Annotated in this window: 16 protein-coding genes; 5 read left to right on the top strand and 11 right to left on the bottom strand. The window is 39.6% G+C overall.

Going from position 1 to position 15,514, the window contains the following annotated elements:
- Positions 1–94 precede the first annotated feature (94 nt).
- Both N518_RS0105260 and N518_RS0105255 read right to left on the bottom strand, forming a co-directional pair.
- Complete coding sequence (locus N518_RS0105260) at positions 95–976, bottom strand: bile acid:sodium symporter family protein (protein ID WP_005405103.1); 882 nt, start codon at positions 974–976, stop codon at positions 95–97.
- A 166-nt stretch (positions 977–1,142) separates the two neighbouring features.
- Positions 1,143–1,490 carry a hypothetical protein gene (locus N518_RS0105255; RefSeq protein ID WP_005014853.1) on the bottom strand — a complete coding sequence of 116 codons (348 nt, stop codon included), beginning with the start codon at positions 1,488–1,490 and terminating at the stop codon, positions 1,143–1,145.
- A gap of 252 nt (positions 1,491–1,742) precedes the next feature.
- On the opposite strand from N518_RS0105255, the gene mnmG reads away from it, so the two are divergent.
- Positions 1,743–3,623, top strand: a complete 1,881-nt coding sequence (gene mnmG / locus N518_RS0105250) for a tRNA uridine-5-carboxymethylaminomethyl(34) synthesis enzyme MnmG (protein WP_026444034.1) — start codon at positions 1,743–1,745, stop codon at positions 3,621–3,623.
- A gap of 379 nt (positions 3,624–4,002) precedes the next feature.
- On the opposite strand, the gene N518_RS17305 is transcribed toward mnmG, so the two are convergent.
- Entirely contained in the window at positions 4,003–5,001 is a 999-nt protein-coding gene (locus N518_RS17305; protein ID WP_005014848.1) for a helix-turn-helix transcriptional regulator, read from the bottom strand.
- 250 nt (positions 5,002–5,251) lie between these two features.
- Between N518_RS17305 and N518_RS0105240 the strand changes: the two genes are divergently transcribed.
- The 4 genes from N518_RS0105240 to N518_RS0105225 all read left to right on the top strand — a co-directional run bounded on the left by N518_RS0105240 (position 5,252) and on the right by N518_RS0105225 (position 8,984).
- Positions 5,252–6,838, top strand: a complete 1,587-nt coding sequence (locus tag N518_RS0105240) for a circularly permuted type 2 ATP-grasp protein (RefSeq protein ID WP_005014847.1) — start codon at positions 5,252–5,254, stop codon at positions 6,836–6,838.
- 28 nt (positions 6,839–6,866) lie between these two features.
- Positions 6,867–7,466, top strand: coding sequence for an alpha-E domain-containing protein (locus N518_RS0105235; protein ID WP_005014846.1), 600 nt, complete (start codon positions 6,867–6,869; stop codon positions 7,464–7,466).
- A gap of 306 nt (positions 7,467–7,772) precedes the next feature.
- Complete coding sequence (locus tag N518_RS0105230; protein WP_005014845.1) at positions 7,773–8,507, top strand: proteasome-type protease; 735 nt, start codon at positions 7,773–7,775, stop codon at positions 8,505–8,507.
- Between the two features lie 54 nt (positions 8,508–8,561).
- Positions 8,562–8,984, top strand: a complete 423-nt coding sequence (locus N518_RS0105225; RefSeq protein WP_005404197.1) for a BLUF domain-containing protein — start codon at positions 8,562–8,564, stop codon at positions 8,982–8,984.
- 15 nt (positions 8,985–8,999) lie between these two features.
- On the opposite strand, the gene alr is transcribed toward N518_RS0105225, so the two are convergent.
- The 8 genes from alr to cyoC form a co-directional block, all read right to left on the bottom strand.
- Entirely contained in the window at positions 9,000–10,070 is a 1,071-nt protein-coding gene (alr, locus tag N518_RS0105220; RefSeq protein ID WP_026444033.1) for an alanine racemase, read from the bottom strand.
- Positions 10,071–10,748: 678 nt separating this feature from the next.
- On the bottom strand, positions 10,749–12,194 hold the full coding sequence (gene dnaB, locus N518_RS0105215) for a replicative DNA helicase (protein ID WP_005014838.1): 1,446 nt from the start codon (positions 12,192–12,194) through the stop codon (positions 10,749–10,751).
- A gap of 190 nt (positions 12,195–12,384) precedes the next feature.
- A complete protein-coding gene (gene rplI, locus N518_RS0105210; protein ID WP_005014836.1) occupies positions 12,385–12,831 on the bottom strand; it encodes a 50S ribosomal protein L9 in 447 nt (148 codons plus the stop codon).
- Between the two features lie 8 nt (positions 12,832–12,839).
- Complete coding sequence (rpsR, locus tag N518_RS0105205) at positions 12,840–13,067, bottom strand: 30S ribosomal protein S18 (protein WP_004928375.1); 228 nt, start codon at positions 13,065–13,067, stop codon at positions 12,840–12,842.
- An 11-nt stretch (positions 13,068–13,078) separates the two neighbouring features.
- Complete coding sequence (gene rpsF, locus N518_RS0105200; protein ID WP_005014834.1) at positions 13,079–13,465, bottom strand: 30S ribosomal protein S6; 387 nt, start codon at positions 13,463–13,465, stop codon at positions 13,079–13,081.
- Positions 13,466–13,675: 210 nt separating this feature from the next.
- Complete coding sequence (gene cyoE, locus N518_RS0105195; RefSeq protein ID WP_005025450.1) at positions 13,676–14,554, bottom strand: heme o synthase; 879 nt, start codon at positions 14,552–14,554, stop codon at positions 13,676–13,678.
- A gap of 10 nt (positions 14,555–14,564) precedes the next feature.
- Positions 14,565–14,891, bottom strand: coding sequence for a cytochrome o ubiquinol oxidase subunit IV (cyoD, locus tag N518_RS0105190; RefSeq protein WP_005014830.1), 327 nt, complete (start codon positions 14,889–14,891; stop codon positions 14,565–14,567).
- Positions 14,891–15,511: a cytochrome o ubiquinol oxidase subunit III gene (cyoC, locus tag N518_RS0105185; protein WP_005014829.1), complete on the bottom strand. Its 621-nt coding sequence runs from the start codon at positions 15,509–15,511 to the stop codon at positions 14,891–14,893. Before cyoC ends, cyoD begins: the two co-directional genes overlap by 1 nt.
- Between the last annotated feature and the right edge of the window lie 3 nt (positions 15,512–15,514).

The raw sequence follows: 15,514 nt of genomic DNA, 5'->3' as shown, positions 1-15,514 counted from the left end.
AAAGACTATTGTAGCCGATTCATGACTAAAGCCTAGTTAAACTCTGGTAAAAGTTAAAAAAGCTGAGCTGCGTCTGGGATGTATAGTGCCCTGATCAGGCTAACTCCTCTTGTAATTGAGGTTGAGGTGAATAACGATTAAGTAAGGTGCCAAAGATCGCAGCAAAAATATACATAATTAGTGAATAAACAACTGCTGGCATGGCAATGGTTGTACTTGACATAATCGTTAAGGCAATGGTCATAGCAAGCGTGCTGTTATGAATGCCAATTTCAAAAGCACAGGCTCGAGCTTGCGCACTGTTAATCCCAAAGAGGCGCGGTATAAAATAACCAATTAACAGACTTGCAAAACAGAACAGGGCAGTTGCTGCACCAATTTGCATGAGATAGTCAAGAATGTTATTACGCTCTTTAAACACCGCCACAATAATAATCAGAACAAGAAATATAACTGCAAATATACGTACTGGACGATTAAGTTTCTCGGCAATGCGAGGAGAAAAATGTCTCAATAACATGCCTAAACAGACCGGAACAATAATAATTAAAAAAACTTGAGCCACTTTGGAAAACTGTAAACCCACCTGTTGGCCATCAGTCATAAAATGCTGAATAGCCAGATTTACAATAAAGGGTAAGCTAAACGCTGCAACGACTGAGTTAATCGCAGTCAAGGTAATATTTAGGGCAATATCTCCCTTATAAAGGTAGCTGAACAAGTTTGCTGTTGGCCCGCCAGGGGAAGCCGCAAGTAACATCAAGCCTACCGCTAATGCAGGCGATAATGCCAATATTTTGCAAATAAAAAATGCAATACCTACTAGAATAAAAAGTTGACAGAATAATGCTAAAACTACAGCTTTTGGGTGTTTTTTAATACGGGTAAAATCTTTAGGGGTGAGTTCGAGACCAAGCCCGGCCATGATAATTGCCAGAGCAATAGGCAAAAATATGGTAATCAATCCTGAATCCATTGTTATTCCTTTTTTATTGTTAATGTTATAAATCTAATTTTTATTCAGTTTAGCGAAGTTTACGAGAAATACAAATGAAAAACGGTCAATGAGCAAAAGCTTTTGACCGTTTAACTAGAAACAGCCTTTACATTTAATATGCTAAAGGCTGAATTTATAGACCAAATTAACGTGGGTGTGGCGGAGTAAAGCCTAAAGCACATTTACCACTCATTTGTTTACCATTAATTGTTGCTGTAGCTGTACCACTTGCAGTTGTACAAGCATTATAAAGTTCTGGTTCGTCACCTATGAGGGAACTAGGATTGCCTGTAGGGAAGAACCGTGGTTCACAAGTACCATTCCAGATAATGCCACGATAAGCAAAACTTACCCAAGTGCCTTGGCTTTTGCCCTTACAGACTTGCTGATATTTTTGAGGATTATAGACTCGGTCAACTTTATCATTTGCGTTTGCAAAAGAGCTGACACATAAACCGCACAGGATACTAGATAACAATATTTTGGTTTTCATGGCATGTTTCCTTCTTAGTATAATCAAACTTAAGGATAAAAAATAATCAGAATAAAACAATTTTGATCTGGTAAGTTTTCATAAATTCTTGTGTACTTTTGAGGTAAATATGCAAATCTTAATTACATTTTTTAAAAATAAGCGAGGTAGAATGAAAATAGAGGAACTAAGGAAAAATCTTCTACTCACTACGTCAAAATAAAATTTCTGCTATAATATTCTGTCCCCTTTTTTAGACTTATATTTACCACTATGCATTATCCTAAAGTATACGATGTCATTGTTATCGGTGGCGGTCACGCGGGTACGGAAGCGGCGCTCGCTGCTGCACGTATGGGTCGACAGACCTTGCTCTTGACTCATAACATTGAGACTTTGGGGCAAATGAGCTGTAATCCGGCTATTGGTGGTATTGGTAAGTCACATCTGGTGCGTGAAATTGATGCCTTGGGCGGTGCAATGGCACTGGCAGCAGATAAAGGTGGTATACAGTTCCGTATTCTGAATTCGCGTAAAGGTGCTGCAGTACGAGCAACCCGTGCACAGGCAGACCGGATTCTTTATAAAGCAGCTATCCGTAATGTTCTGGAGAATCAGGCAAATCTGGATATCTTCCAACAGGCTGCTGAGGACCTGATTGTAGAAGGCGATACTGTTAAAGGTGTCGTAACGCAAATGGGTATCCGCTTTGATACCAAGACAGTCGTGTTAACAACAGGTACTTTTTTGGGTGGTGTCATTCATGTTGGTCTGGAAAAATCAAGTGGTGGTCGGGCAGGTGATCCACCGTCAATTTCTCTAGCACATCGTTTACGTGAATTAAAATTGCCAGTAGGTCGTCTGAAAACAGGTACACCGCCACGTATTGATGCGCGTTCGGTTGATTTTTCTGTCATGACACCACAGCCGGGTGATTTTCCTTCTCCAACCATGTCTTTCATGGGTGATGCATCCATGCATCCTGAACAGGTAAACTGTTATATTACCCATACTAACGAGAAGACTCATGAGATCATTCGTGGCGGACTTGACCGTTCACCAATGTATACTGGTGTGATTGAAGGGGTAGGACCGCGTTATTGTCCGTCTATTGAAGACAAGATACACCGTTTTGCCGATAAAGATTCGCATCAGGTGTTTCTGGAGCCAGAGGGCTTGGATACTCATGAGCTGTATCCTAATGGAATTTCAACCTCTTTACCATTTGATGTGCAATTTGAGCTGGTCCGTTCAATTCGCGGTATGGAAAATGCCCACATTCTGCGTCCGGGCTACGCCATTGAATATGATTATTTTAATCCGCAAGCCTTAAAATTTACTTTAGAAACCAAAGCTATTAGTAACCTGTATTTTGCCGGACAGATTAATGGTACGACTGGCTATGAAGAAGCAGGTGCACAAGGTTTGCTTGCAGGTCTGAATGCTGCACGTCGTGCCTGGGAGCAGGAAGAGTGGACGCCTAAACGTGATCAGGCGTATATGGGAGTCTTGGTGGATGATCTCATTACTTTAGGAACTAAAGAGCCATACCGTATGTTTACCTCACGGGCGGAATATCGTCTGATGTTGCGTGAAGATAATGCTGACCAGCGTCTGACCCCAGTAGGTCGTGAAATGGGTCTCGTCGATGACGTGCGTTGGGCGGCATACTGTGAAAAAATGGAAGCTGTTGAGCGTGAAACGTCCCGTTTGCAGCACTTGTGGGCGGCGCCTAATAATCCGATGGGTAAAAAATTCGTTGAGATGACAGGGCAGGATTTAAGTAAGGAATCTAGTGCAATTGACCTGTTAAAACGTCCGAATGTAACTTTTGAGCAAATTGCTGAACTTACAGACTCTGAGGTTACTCAGCAGGTGGGTGATCAGATTGAGATTGCTGTAAAATACGCGGGCTATATCAATCGCCAGCATGAAGATGTTGCACAGATGAAACGTCTGGAAGAAACCCGGATTCCGGCTGATTTTAATTATGATGTAGTGTCTGGTCTTTCGCGTGAAATTACCCAGAAATTAAAAACTGTATTGCCTGAAACCTTGGCACAAGCCAGCCGTATTCCTGGTGTAACACCGGCAGCAGTACAACTGATTATGATTACGATCCGTAAAAATGCCCAGATAAAAAAGACAGCTTAACTGAAAAAAAGCCTGCTTAATGCAGGCTTCTTTATATATGTATTTCCGTAAATATTTTCAAAATAAATATTAAGATAAAAATTTAGAAAACTTAGCTAATCTATTTATTTCACAGTTCCTATATTGAATTGTTAAAGTACTCTTACACCCAAATAGAGGAGAGTTATTTTATGACAATACGCCGTATACGCTTTAATACTGACATGCTGGCTTGCCGATGTTAATAGCTGATTTAGATAGTATAAAAAACGGGTTTTCAAGTTTATATGGCTATAGCGTATGTAAAACTGGCCTTAATCTGGTTTAAAAGAATAATATTTTTTCTGTTATTTAAAATGATAATAAAAAGTCTCAGAGAGCTACAAATAGCTCTCTTTTTTTATTCTTCGGTTTCATACACCGCAGCAGCGACCTGTGCAGGTTCTATACGTAATAGCTTTTTACCAAAACTTCTTAACCACCAAACCAATTGTGATGTAAAGGGCACATGAGCACTAATTTCAACCACATGCTCCTCAAGTATACTAATGGTCTGATCTTTACTGAGCTGACTTTCGTAAAAACTTTGAGCGGTACTTTCTGACATTACCAGTTTCAGCTCAACTGTTTCAGTGGGCTTGTTATAATCTACACGAAAGCCTAAAGCGCCTGACTCGATATAGACATCAATATCAAAATCTACGGGATGTAATGATCTTGAGTTGAGTACTATGGCAGATTTAAAACGATGAAGAGCAAAGGTCTGTACTTCATTTTTATCATGACGGGTACAGATCAGATAAATGATGGCACCTTTTTGTACCAGCCCTAATGGATTTAAAATATAGGTTTTTTCTTCCGAATGATGCCCACGTGCTCGATAAACACATTCTATCTGTTTATCTTGCAATAACCCTTCATAAATTGCCTGTTGTGCCTGCCGGTCTACTACAGGTGGAATAAGCGGCTGGGTCGCAGGAACAATCCGGACCCGGTTAATCCATTGCCGCACATTGTTTTGGGTAGAAAGGCTGCGCCGGGCCAGATCAAACCATGGGTTCATTTCTTCAATTAAACTGGGTGGCAACAGATGTTTAAGGTGTTCTTCTACCATCATAAAAGTTACAGCCTGAGAGCTGGTCATATGCGGCAAGCTCTGAATAGGCGCATCTGAGCGCCAACGCCAGCCCTGAGGCACGGTTTTATTACTTTCAATCGGGAAGCGTTGCGAAATCTGGTTCAAGTCCCGCTGGATCGTTCTCAAGCTGATATCAATACCTTCACGCTCAAGAATCTCTTGAAGTTCTCGCGTGCCCATCCATTTGCCCGTAGACAGGCGGGAAAGGATTTGCCACTGACGATACAGACTATTAGAGGTTTCTTTTTCTTGTGAGGTCATAATCACTATAAAGCTGGAAAAGTTGAATGAGTTAAAAGAATTAAAGAATACTTGGCAATATCACAATAAAAAAAGTTGCAAGTATTAGCAATAGCTTAACAGAAAAAATACGTACACATATCTCGAAACAAGTTGCTGCATTAATATCATTGAGAAATAACAAGGTTTCAGCAATAAATAAGCTCCAAGATGACAAAAACTGGCATCCAATTTGCTAAAAGTAAAAGATATAACTTAAAGGGATCATCCAATGTTAAAAGATGAATGTGAAACGAGTTTAATGATCGAAAGTTATAACGACACATGTATCGAACATTTTAATAAAAATAAAAAGATTGTAGTAGCTAATAGCGAAGACAAATTCAAACAACAATGTAGTCATAACATGCCTCCAACAGCTTATTTATTTGACCAGCTCAAATCAAAATTTTTTAATGAAATGCTGGATGACCAAAATATTAGCGGTGAAGCATCTAAAAAAATTGAAGAATGGTTATGCATGCGCAGTCTGCCTGAACTTCTAAGTCTACAACAACAGGCAAAAGAATATTTTCTCTACGAGGGAATTACCTTTACCGTTTATGGAGATGCAGAAGGGACAGAACGGACAATTCCTTTTGATTTGATTCCTCGTGTTATTGCCAGACAGCAATGGGATAAGATTGCTCAAGGCTGTGTACAGCGTGCAAAGGCTCTTAATTTATTCTTAGATGATATTTACCATCATCAGCATATTTTAAAAGAGGGTTTGATACCTGCAGAGCAGATCTTGCAGCATGAAGCTTTCTTACCACAGATGATGAACTGCTCCTTAAAAGGCCAAGTCTATTCGCAGGTCAGCGGTATTGATATCGTACGTGATAGCAGTGGAAGCTTTTTTGTGCTTGAAGATAATCTGCGTACACCTTCGGGCGTATCCTATATGCTGGAAAGCCGAAAAATCAGTAAAAAACTGATGCCTGATCTATGTCGCAGTAAACAGCTTTATGAGATCAGTCACTATCCACTTTTACTTAAAAGCATTTTAGAAGAAAGCGCTGATGTAGATAATCCGCAAATTGTGATTATGACACCTGGCCGTTTCAATAGCGCCTACTATGAACATGCATTTCTGGCGCGAGAGATGGGTGTACCGCTGGTTACAAACAGGGATCTATATGTTGAAAATAATAAAGTCTATATGAAAACTATTCGGGGTCGTAAGAGAATTGATGTGATCTACCGGCGGCTTGATGATGCCTTTCTGGATCCGACGACGTTCCGTCCTGACAGCGCTTTGGGGGTGCCGGGCCTGATGTCTGCATATTTAAGCCAAAACGTTGTACTGGCTAATGCTCCAGGTACAGGAGTAGCAGATGATAAATCTGTCTACCCATACGTTACTCAAATGATTGAATACTATTTGGGTGAAAAAGCTATATTAAATAATGTGCCTACCTATCAGTGCCGTTATTTACAGGATTTTGAATATGTCATGGATAATATGTCAAAACTGGTTATTAAGGAAGCTCAAGGTTCAGGCGGGTATGGAATGCTGATAGGTCCCCAAGCTTCAGCCAAGGAACTTAGGGAGTTTCGAGAGAAAGTCCGTATACAGCCTCATTTATATATTGCCCAGCCTACTTTAGATCTTTCTGTTTCACCAACCTTGGTGGAAGAAGGGCTTGCGGAACGTCATATTGATCTTCGGCCATTTATTCTTAGTTCACCGCAACGTACTGAAATTGTACCGGGTGGGCTAACTCGAGTAGCAATGCAAAAAGGGTCTTTAGTAGTAAATTCCTCACAGGGTGGAGGTATTAAAGATACTTGGGTGGTAGACACATTGCACTCCTGAACAATCGAATCGATAGAGGAAAAGTTAAATGATACTGTTAAGTTCGAATGCTTATAATATTTACTGGTTAGGTCGCTATCTGGCACGAACTCAATATCTATGTGGTCGTGTACCATTTAAAAATGATCAAGAAGCCGTTGAGTTTGCTCATGCTTTTTGTTTACCTGCCTATGATGCTTGTTCACTTAATGAATTGGTTTTTGACCCTGAACAACCCTATTCATTTAGCCAGCAATTTAAAACTGCTAAAGATAATATTCAGGAATTAAGAGGCTTGTTGAGTGCCAAGGCATATGCTGAATTAAATCAGCTGATTCGTCAGGCAAGTTCAAATGCCAGTTATTTATGTGATGTTGTGACAGACTGTACCGAAATTTTTGAATCTGAAGAACAGGATGTATTCCTATTCTTTATGTTAGGACAAAAAATTGAAATCCTTGATACACAACTGCGTTTCAAGCAGAGTATTCAAGGTACTCTTAATGATCTTGATACCATCGTAATGATGCTACATAGTTTGGGCTGGGAAGCGGTAGAGCTGGCTTGGCAAGAATTAAAAGAACATCCGACACTGATTGCTTTTTATGCATTCAATGACCAATTGCAATATATGTTTGAATTGAGTTAATAAATTAAAGAGGTCAATTAATTAGTCTGAGAAAATCTATCTGAAAAAAATAAGAATGTCCGATTTGGTTACTTTATTTAATGTATTGAATGTTTCACTATACAATTCAAATAGAGAGCTATACATGACAATAGGTTTTTTTAATCAATAAATGCTATCGTTTTGGAAGAAGCTTTTATACAGTAAAGGTGTCGTGTATTAAATGATACAGGCAAAAATATATCAGCTTAACTGTAATGGATAACGATCAAATCATTGTTTTCATAATCAGCTATTTCATGTTGAAAGCAGAAAGGATTTTTTGAAATGACCTATTGTTGTGGACTTCGATTAAAAGATGGGCTGGTGTTTATAAGTGACACGCGAACCAATGCAGGAGTAGATCATATTTCTGTATTCAAAAAATTATTCAGCTTCGGTGTAGAAGGTGAACGTTTCATTGTGATACAGACTTCTGGAAATCTGGCTACTACTCAAGCAGTGATTGGTCACTTAAAAAATCATCTGGCTCTGGACCAGAAACCCCATCTTTATAGTGTCAATACTATGTTCGAAGTGGCAGAGCTAATAGGACACACCTTAAAACGGGTAATTGCAGATGTGACTACTGACCCTGATGAAGAGAGCAACTACTATTGTAATCTACTGGTCGGTGGACAGATTAAAGGTTCGGCAATGCAGCTTTACCATATTTATCCTCAGGGAAATTTCATTTGCGCTACAAGCGATACTCCTTACTTTCAGATAGGGGAAAGTAAATATGGTAAACCAATTCTGGACCGCGCATTATCTTATGATATGCCGCTGGATGAAGCATTTCGTTGCAGTCTGATTTCTTTTGATTCTACCTTACGTTCAAATGTCTCTGTGGGAATGCCACTAGACTCACTCGTTTACCGTAAAGACAGCTTACATATACCATTAGGTAAACGTATTTATAGTGAAGATCCGTATTTCGAACATATCAGCAAGCAATGGTCAGATGCTTTACGCCGAGGTTTACAAAACTTACCTAAACCGACAGATGACTACTGGTTATAAAATTTAAAAATAGTGGCATAATATATTTCAATTCATAAATATAAAGACTACAAAGTGATACAGTTATGTTATGCCAGCAAGACCACTTCGCCTTCTGATTATTTACTTATGGATTTAAGAGAAATTCTTTCAGAAGCCCAATCATTTAATGCTCTTAATAGTATTAACGGTGTGCTTTTCTATGCAGATCAGTACTTTTTCCAGTGCTTGGAAGGCGAGCGTGAGCAGGTGCTTGATCTGTTTGAAAGAATTAAAGAAGATCAGCGCCATCAGGAAATTATAGAGTTTGGTGTACATCCAATCAGCGAGCAGAATTTTGATGGATGGGCAATGAAATTTGTACGTCGTAATAGTGAAGTAAGCGAGTTTTTTCAAAAACTCGGCCATTTACATTTTAGTCCGACTAAACTTAACCAGCAGAATTTAAATGATTTTCTGCATATATTGACTAAAGCAAGACAAGAAACCCAAGCCTGAGCTTGGGTTTTTAGTTTACTTAAGTATGCGCTTTGGTCTGTTACTTAGCCGGCAAAGCAGTTCATAGCCAATAGTCCCATTAGCTTCGGCTACTTCATCGACCAGACGCTGTTTGCCCCAGAGCTCTACCTGTGTGCCTAAAGTCACAGTCAAACCGCTTACATCCACCGCAATCATGTCCATAGAAACTCTTCCGATGACTGGCGCTGGCTTATTGTTAATCATGACATAATTTGGTTTTATAAAAGCACGTGGATAACCGTCACCATAACCAATAGATACGATAGCAATTTGCATATCTTGAGAGGCCACAAAAGTAGAGCCATAACCTACCGCTTCACCTGTCTGGATCTGATTTAATGCAATGATTGCTGCATCAAATGTCATCACCGGCTTCAAGTCAAGCTCATAAGCAGACTTATCAGCAAAAGGTGAAGCCCCATAAAGCATAATACCAGGACGAACATAATCAAAATTTAGCTCTGGCCACTTAAAAATTGCAGCAGAATTACAACAGGAGGCAAGTACAGGATCACAAGCCTCTTTAACTTGCAAGAATTGAGTTTTTTGTTGTTCATTCAGGGGATGATCAGCATCAGCATTTGCAAAATGCATGGCTAGCACACAGCTAAAGCCTTCAGCCTTTAAGGAGTTAATAATCTCGATAATCTCAGGAACTTTAAAACCTAAGCGGTTCATACCACTATTCAGTTTTACCCAGACTTTCAGATTTTTTGTAATATACTCTTCTTTACGGGCTTTTAACCAATCTAGTTGTGCTGATTGATGTATAACGCATTCAAGACCGTACTGAATAACGCTATCCATTTCCTCTTCAGAAAATATCCCTTCAATTAAGGTAATCGGTTGCTGATAACCTAATTCACGTATTTCCAGCGCCTCTTCTAGACAGGCAACACCAAAGTTATCCGTTGAACTTAAGGCTGCAAGACAGTCTTTGATTCCATGTCCGTAAGCATTGGCTTTAACCATACTAACGATTTTAGCAGTTGGGGCAAGTTGTTTAACACGGTTTAAATTATATTGCAGAGCCTGACTGTCAATATAAACTGTTGCTTGACGCACCCTGGTTACTCCTTGAGGGATTACAAATGCTGAGCTAATACAGTGAGTGCTGTATTAGTGAGTTGAATAGATATACTTAAAGACATCTGTTTAAAGATAATCAATAGCTGATCATATTGGTTATTATTGTATTCCTATCATTTAAAAATAGACATAAATACTAATTAATTTATTAAAGGCTAATCACAGAAGTGTTACTTATTTAGTGCTAATTTACATAATATTAAGAGATTACTTGGGTAAAAATCTACTCACATCAGCTTATAGTCATAATATAATGTGTAATAAAGATATTAGTTTATAGTGAGTATGGATTTATTTTATAAAATAACAGGTTAATCTATTATGTGCACAGTAGGGGAAATGATTAAATGCTGAGTTAAAGTACAAGCTGATTGTGGTAAGCCTGATAAAGATTTTAAGTCAGAAAAGGTGAGTATAAGTAAATAGTAGCCCATAGAGCAGCGTCTAAAAAATTTTGCAGTTAATTATAATAAGCTCAGCAAATATTTGAGTAGGTTGTGAATTTATAAGAAGAATTAAATAGGTTTATCAAACAGAAAATGCCTAAACTCATTAAAATTGCACAAAAATTGAAAGCTGCACTAGGGCTAGGGTTTAGCATAATAAGTGAAGCTGAATCCTTAACTTATACAGAAATTAAGGATTTTTAAGTATCTATTCCTCATCATCAAACTGATTATAATATTCAGGAGAAAGATTACTAAAACGGGTATATTGGCCTTCAAAAGCTAGACGTACACTGCCAATTGGACCGTTACGTTGCTTTCCAATAATAATTTCAGCCGTGCCCGCTTCTTTAGATTCTTTGTTATATACTTCATCGCGATAAATAAACATAATCAAATCGGCATCTTGTTCAATTGCACCGGATTCGCGTAAGTCTGACATTACCGGACGTTTATTAGGTCTGTTTTCCAAAGAACGGTTAAGCTGTGACAGGGCAATAACCGGGCACTGCATCTCTTTAGCTAAAGCTTTTAAGCTTCGCGAAATTTCGGAAATCTCGCCGACACGGTTATCTCCCATGCCTGGAACTTTCATCAGTTGTAAATAATCGACCATGATACAGCCAAGTTTACCACCATGCTGTTTAGCTATTCGGCGTGCTCGTGCCCGTAATTCCGTTGGAGGCAGGGCAGAGGAGTCATCTATATACAAATGCTTTTCTTGTAACTGTAAAATAGTACCGGTGACTTTAGACCATTCATCCCCATCGAGCTTACCCGAACGTAAATGACCCTGATGCACCTTGCCGTATGATGAAATCAGACGCATAGCAATTGAGTCTGCGGGCATTTCCATAGAAAAAACCAGTGCAGGCAAATTACAGTTAAATAGGACACTTTCGACCAGATTCATGGCAAAAGTAGTTTTACCCATTGAAGGACGAGCTGCAACAATAATCAGATCACCAGACTGCATGCCGTAAGTCTTATTATCAAGCTCAATGAACCCGGTAGATAAACCTGTCAGGCTTCCTTCAAGTTTAGAAAGTTCATCAAGCTTGGTAATTACTTCAGCCGTAACCGTACTAATCGACTTAGGTCCAGAGTCTTTTTTATTGTTGTTATGCTGCTCGGCAATAGAAAATATATTGGTTTCTGCTAGATCCAGAATCTCACTGACACTGCGACCTTTAGTGTCATAGGCATTTTGCAGAATTTCAGTGCTGATTTTAATCATGTTGCGTAGAGTCGCAAATTCTTTGATTTTAGCAGCGTAAGTTTCTAGGTTATAAAAACTAGATGGCGAATCTGCCATTAATTGCATTAAATACTCTTCACCGCCTACAGCATCAATCAGATTTTGTTTTAGCAGCCAGTCATTGACCAGTACTGCATCATAAGGCGAATTTTCCTGAGCAAGCTTTTCAATAGCCCTAAAAATATATTTATGGCGAGTAGCATAAAAATCATTTTCTTTTAAAACATCACCAACCTGTTCAAAAGATTCAGCAACAGTCATCAGCGCCGCAAGTACAGCCTGTTCAATCGCTAAATTATGCGGAGGCGTACGAAATTCTTTAAGCTGAGCTGTTTCAGTGGCTTTATTTTCCAGTAGTGTGGGATTAAGGATGGCCTTGGCACTTGCCTGTGACATATAAAGTCCTGATTTTTATAAAACAAAAAATGAAGAGATGACTTTCAATTCAGGTTACTTATCTTAATGCAAAACAGCAGAAAAAAACGCTCAAATCGAAAATTCAATTAAAAAAATAAAACTGTAGAATCAATAAAAAATTTAAGAATAAAAAAAGCATGCCAAAGCATGCTCTTTTTACTGCAGAGAATTACTCGGATACGATAGTAACCAGAACTTCAGCAGTTACGTCATGGTGCAACTGAATAGCGATGTTGAATTCACCAGTGTTGCGAAGTGCGCCGTTTGGAAGGCGAACTTCAGCACGGTCAACTTCAAGACCAGCATTAGTCAGTGCATCAGCGATATCACGAGTACCAATAGAACCGAACAGTTTACCTTCATCACCAGCTTTCGCAGTAATTACAATATTAACTTCATTCAGTTGGTCAGCGCGTGCTTGAGCAGCAGCTAAAATATCAGCTTCTTGTTTCTCAAGTTCAGCACGACGAGCTTCAAAAGCAGAAGTGTTAGCTTCAGTTGCAGCAACAGCTTTACCCTGAGGGATAAGAAAGTTACGGCCATAACCTGCTTTTACAGAAACTTTATCGCCTAGCTTACCTAGGTTTTTAATGCGTTGTAATAAGATAACGTCCACAGATCACCTCACTTATGGTTGTCAGTGTAAGGGATCAAAGCCAAATAACGAGCTTGTTTAATAGCAAGCGCTAATTGACGTTGATAACGAGCCTTAGTACCAGTGATACGGCTAGGAACAATCTTGCCGTTTTCAGTGATGTACTGTTTTAAAGTATCGATATCTTTGTAGTCGATGTACGCAACGTTCTCAGCTGTAAAGCGGCAGAACTTGCGACGACGGTAAAAACGTGCCATTGATGTTCTCCTTAAGCTTCAACAGAATCTTGATTGTGTTGTGCTTCTTCACGTTGAGCTTTACGCGCACGTTTTTCTTCAGCACTTTTAGCCAATAAAGACTCTTCAGTGATTGCGTTTTCACGACGGATGATAACATTACGAATAATTGCGTCGTTATAACGGAATAATTCTTCTAATTCATCAAGAGTCGTTTGACCACATTCAACATTCATTAAAATGTAGTGCGCTTTGTGAATCTTGTTAATCGGGTAAGCCAGTTGGCGGCGGCCCCAATCTTCTAAACGGTGAATTTGACCATCAGCTTCTTTGATGTGAGTCAGGTAACGTTCTACCATACCCACAACTTGATCGCTTTGGTCTGGGTGTACCAGAAGTACGATTTCGTAGTGACGCATTGTCAGCTCCTTACGGTTTAAACAGCCCCTGAATTATGGTATCAGAAGCAAGGAGTCTCGATTTCTAGTCGAGCCGCATAAATTGCGAAGCGGCAATTATAGGGAAAAACCAAACCAAAGACAAATGCTTTTCAAGAATAGCGCCAGAAAGTGGGAAACCAAGTACATATCATCTACGAGAGTGGCTTACAGACAACCACTCTGTATTGACTAAAAGATAGGGAAATGAGGAGCAGAGGACACTGAAGTAAAACTGAAGCTCAGGCTGACAATCGTAATCAGAGTAACTGAAAATAAGAAGAAACGCTTTGCCCAGAGCTGGTCATTTTCAGCCTTCAGGCCAATCAGACCAATGTAAAACCAGTAAATGCACAGAAGGTTTAAGATAACCAAATACAGCCAGTTGGTATAGCCATAGATGAATAGGGCATTCATGGCAATACTGAATAGGACGATATAAATCAGGGATTCAATCTTGGTGCGTAGAATAGAACGTGCTACAGGTAAAATAGGAATACCTGCATTTTTATAATCATCAAAACGGTAGATTGCAATTCCCCAGGAATGAGGCATTTGCCAGAATGCATAACCTGCGAAGATGAGTAAGGCGGCCAAGTCAAATTCATTGGTTACTGCTGTATAACCAATCACCGGAGGACTTGCTCCAGAAATACTGCCAATTAGTGTCTGATGGATACTGGTACGTTTGGTCCAGAGACTATAGAAGCCTACATACACCACGAAACCAACCACAGCAAATGCAAAGGCATAAGTGTTCACCCAAAACCATAGTATGCTAAAACCGATTACTCCCAAAACCAGTGCATATAACATGGCAACAGGTACAGAAACAGTTTTTTTTACAAGAGCACGATTTTGAGTGCGTTGCATTTTCTGGTCGATGTCTTGGTCAATGATATTATTGACGACACAACCTGAGGCAACAACAAGCGTTGTACCGATAAGGGTTAAAAAAAGCAAAAGGAAATCTACAGAGCCTTGGGCGGCTAATAAAAAGCCGCCCAAGGTGGTAATGAAATTACCGAAGAGAATTCCTGGTTTGGTCAGGAATAGATACTTTTTCAGCATGACGACCAGTTTAGATCATCATGTTGAAGTGAAGGTAATTCATAATCCATACCGAGCCTACAAGTAAAATTGCAATACATAAGACAGTATAGATAAAAGCAATTACGTTCCAGCGCTGTTCTGAAGAGGCATTCATATGTAAGAAGAATACCAGCTGAACAAGCACCTGTGCAGCAGCAGTAATGGCAATTACAGTAACCAGTAAGCCACGTTCAAATCCACCACTCATCACCATCCCGAATGGGATGATGGTCAGAATTACGGATAGGATAAAGCCGATCGTGTATTGCTTGAAATTACCGTGCGCTGCACCAGCAGAGTTATGATCGTGACTCATTAGAGAACTCCCATTAAGTAAACTACGCTGAATACACAGATCCAAACGATGTCAAGGAAGTGCCAGAACAAGCTTAGGCAAGCCAGACGACGCATATTTGGAAGAGTCAAACCATTTTTCTTGATTTGAATCATCAAAATGATCATCCATACCAGACCTGAAGTTACGTGGATACCGTGCGTACCGACCAGCGTAAAGAACGAGGAAAGGAAAGCACTGGTGGTTGGGCCGTAACCTTCATGAACTAGATGATTGAATTCATATAGTTCCATACCGATGAACGACGCACCAAAAAGCCATGTAACTGCAAGCCAGGCAATAACCTGACCCACATTTTTCTTGTATGAAGCAAGTACAGCAAAACCAAAGGTTACTGAAGAGATCAGAAGGGCGAAGGTTTCAGTTAAAACAAAACCAAGAGAATCGCCAAACAGATCTCCTGCACTTGGAGTACCCGGTGGAACATGACTGCTTAATACAGCGAACGCGATGAAGAGTGTACCGAATAAAATCAAGTCACTCATCAAGTAGGTCCAGAAACCAAAGACAGTGATATCAGTATCATCGTGATGATGATGTTCATCATGTCCATGGTTGTCGTGATGAAGTACTTCAGCCATATC

Source organism: Acinetobacter sp. UNC436CL71CviS28 (assembly GCF_000620525.1).
Taxonomy (GTDB): Bacteria; Pseudomonadota; Gammaproteobacteria; order Pseudomonadales; family Moraxellaceae; genus Acinetobacter; species Acinetobacter radioresistens.
The sequence above is the reverse complement of the archived record's forward strand: the minus strand, read 5'-3'. Positions and strand labels throughout refer to the sequence as shown.

Excerpts from the sequence above, each read along its gene's own strand:
- N518_RS17305 (WP_005014848.1), bottom strand. The coding sequence starts at position 5,001 with ATGACCTCACAAGAAAAAGAAACCTCTAATAGTCTGTATCGTCAGTGG.
- N518_RS0105230 (WP_005014845.1), top strand. The coding sequence starts at position 7,773 with ATGACCTATTGTTGTGGACTTCGATTAAAAGATGGGCTGGTGTTTATA.
- mnmG (WP_026444034.1), top strand. The coding sequence starts at position 1,743 with ATGCATTATCCTAAAGTATACGATGTCATTGTTATCGGTGGCGGTCAC.
- cyoD (WP_005014830.1), bottom strand. The coding sequence starts at position 14,891 with ATGAGTCACGATCATAACTCTGCTGGTGCAGCGCACGGTAATTTCAAG.
- rpsR (WP_004928375.1), bottom strand. The coding sequence starts at position 13,067 with ATGGCACGTTTTTACCGTCGTCGCAAGTTCTGCCGCTTTACAGCTGAG.
- cyoC (WP_005014829.1), bottom strand. The coding sequence starts at position 15,511 with ATGGCTGAAGTACTTCATCACGACAACCATGGACATGATGAACATCAT.
- N518_RS0105240 (WP_005014847.1), top strand. The coding sequence starts at position 5,252 with ATGTTAAAAGATGAATGTGAAACGAGTTTAATGATCGAAAGTTATAAC.
- dnaB (WP_005014838.1), bottom strand. The coding sequence starts at position 12,194 with ATGTCACAGGCAAGTGCCAAGGCCATCCTTAATCCCACACTACTGGAA.
- rpsF (WP_005014834.1), bottom strand. The coding sequence starts at position 13,465 with ATGCGTCACTACGAAATCGTACTTCTGGTACACCCAGACCAAAGCGAT.
- N518_RS0105235 (WP_005014846.1), top strand. The coding sequence starts at position 6,867 with ATGATACTGTTAAGTTCGAATGCTTATAATATTTACTGGTTAGGTCGC.
- cyoE (WP_005025450.1), bottom strand. The coding sequence starts at position 14,554 with ATGCTGAAAAAGTATCTATTCCTGACCAAACCAGGAATTCTCTTCGGT.
- N518_RS0105255 (WP_005014853.1), bottom strand. The coding sequence starts at position 1,490 with ATGAAAACCAAAATATTGTTATCTAGTATCCTGTGCGGTTTATGTGTC.
- N518_RS0105260 (WP_005405103.1), bottom strand. The coding sequence starts at position 976 with ATGGATTCAGGATTGATTACCATATTTTTGCCTATTGCTCTGGCAATT.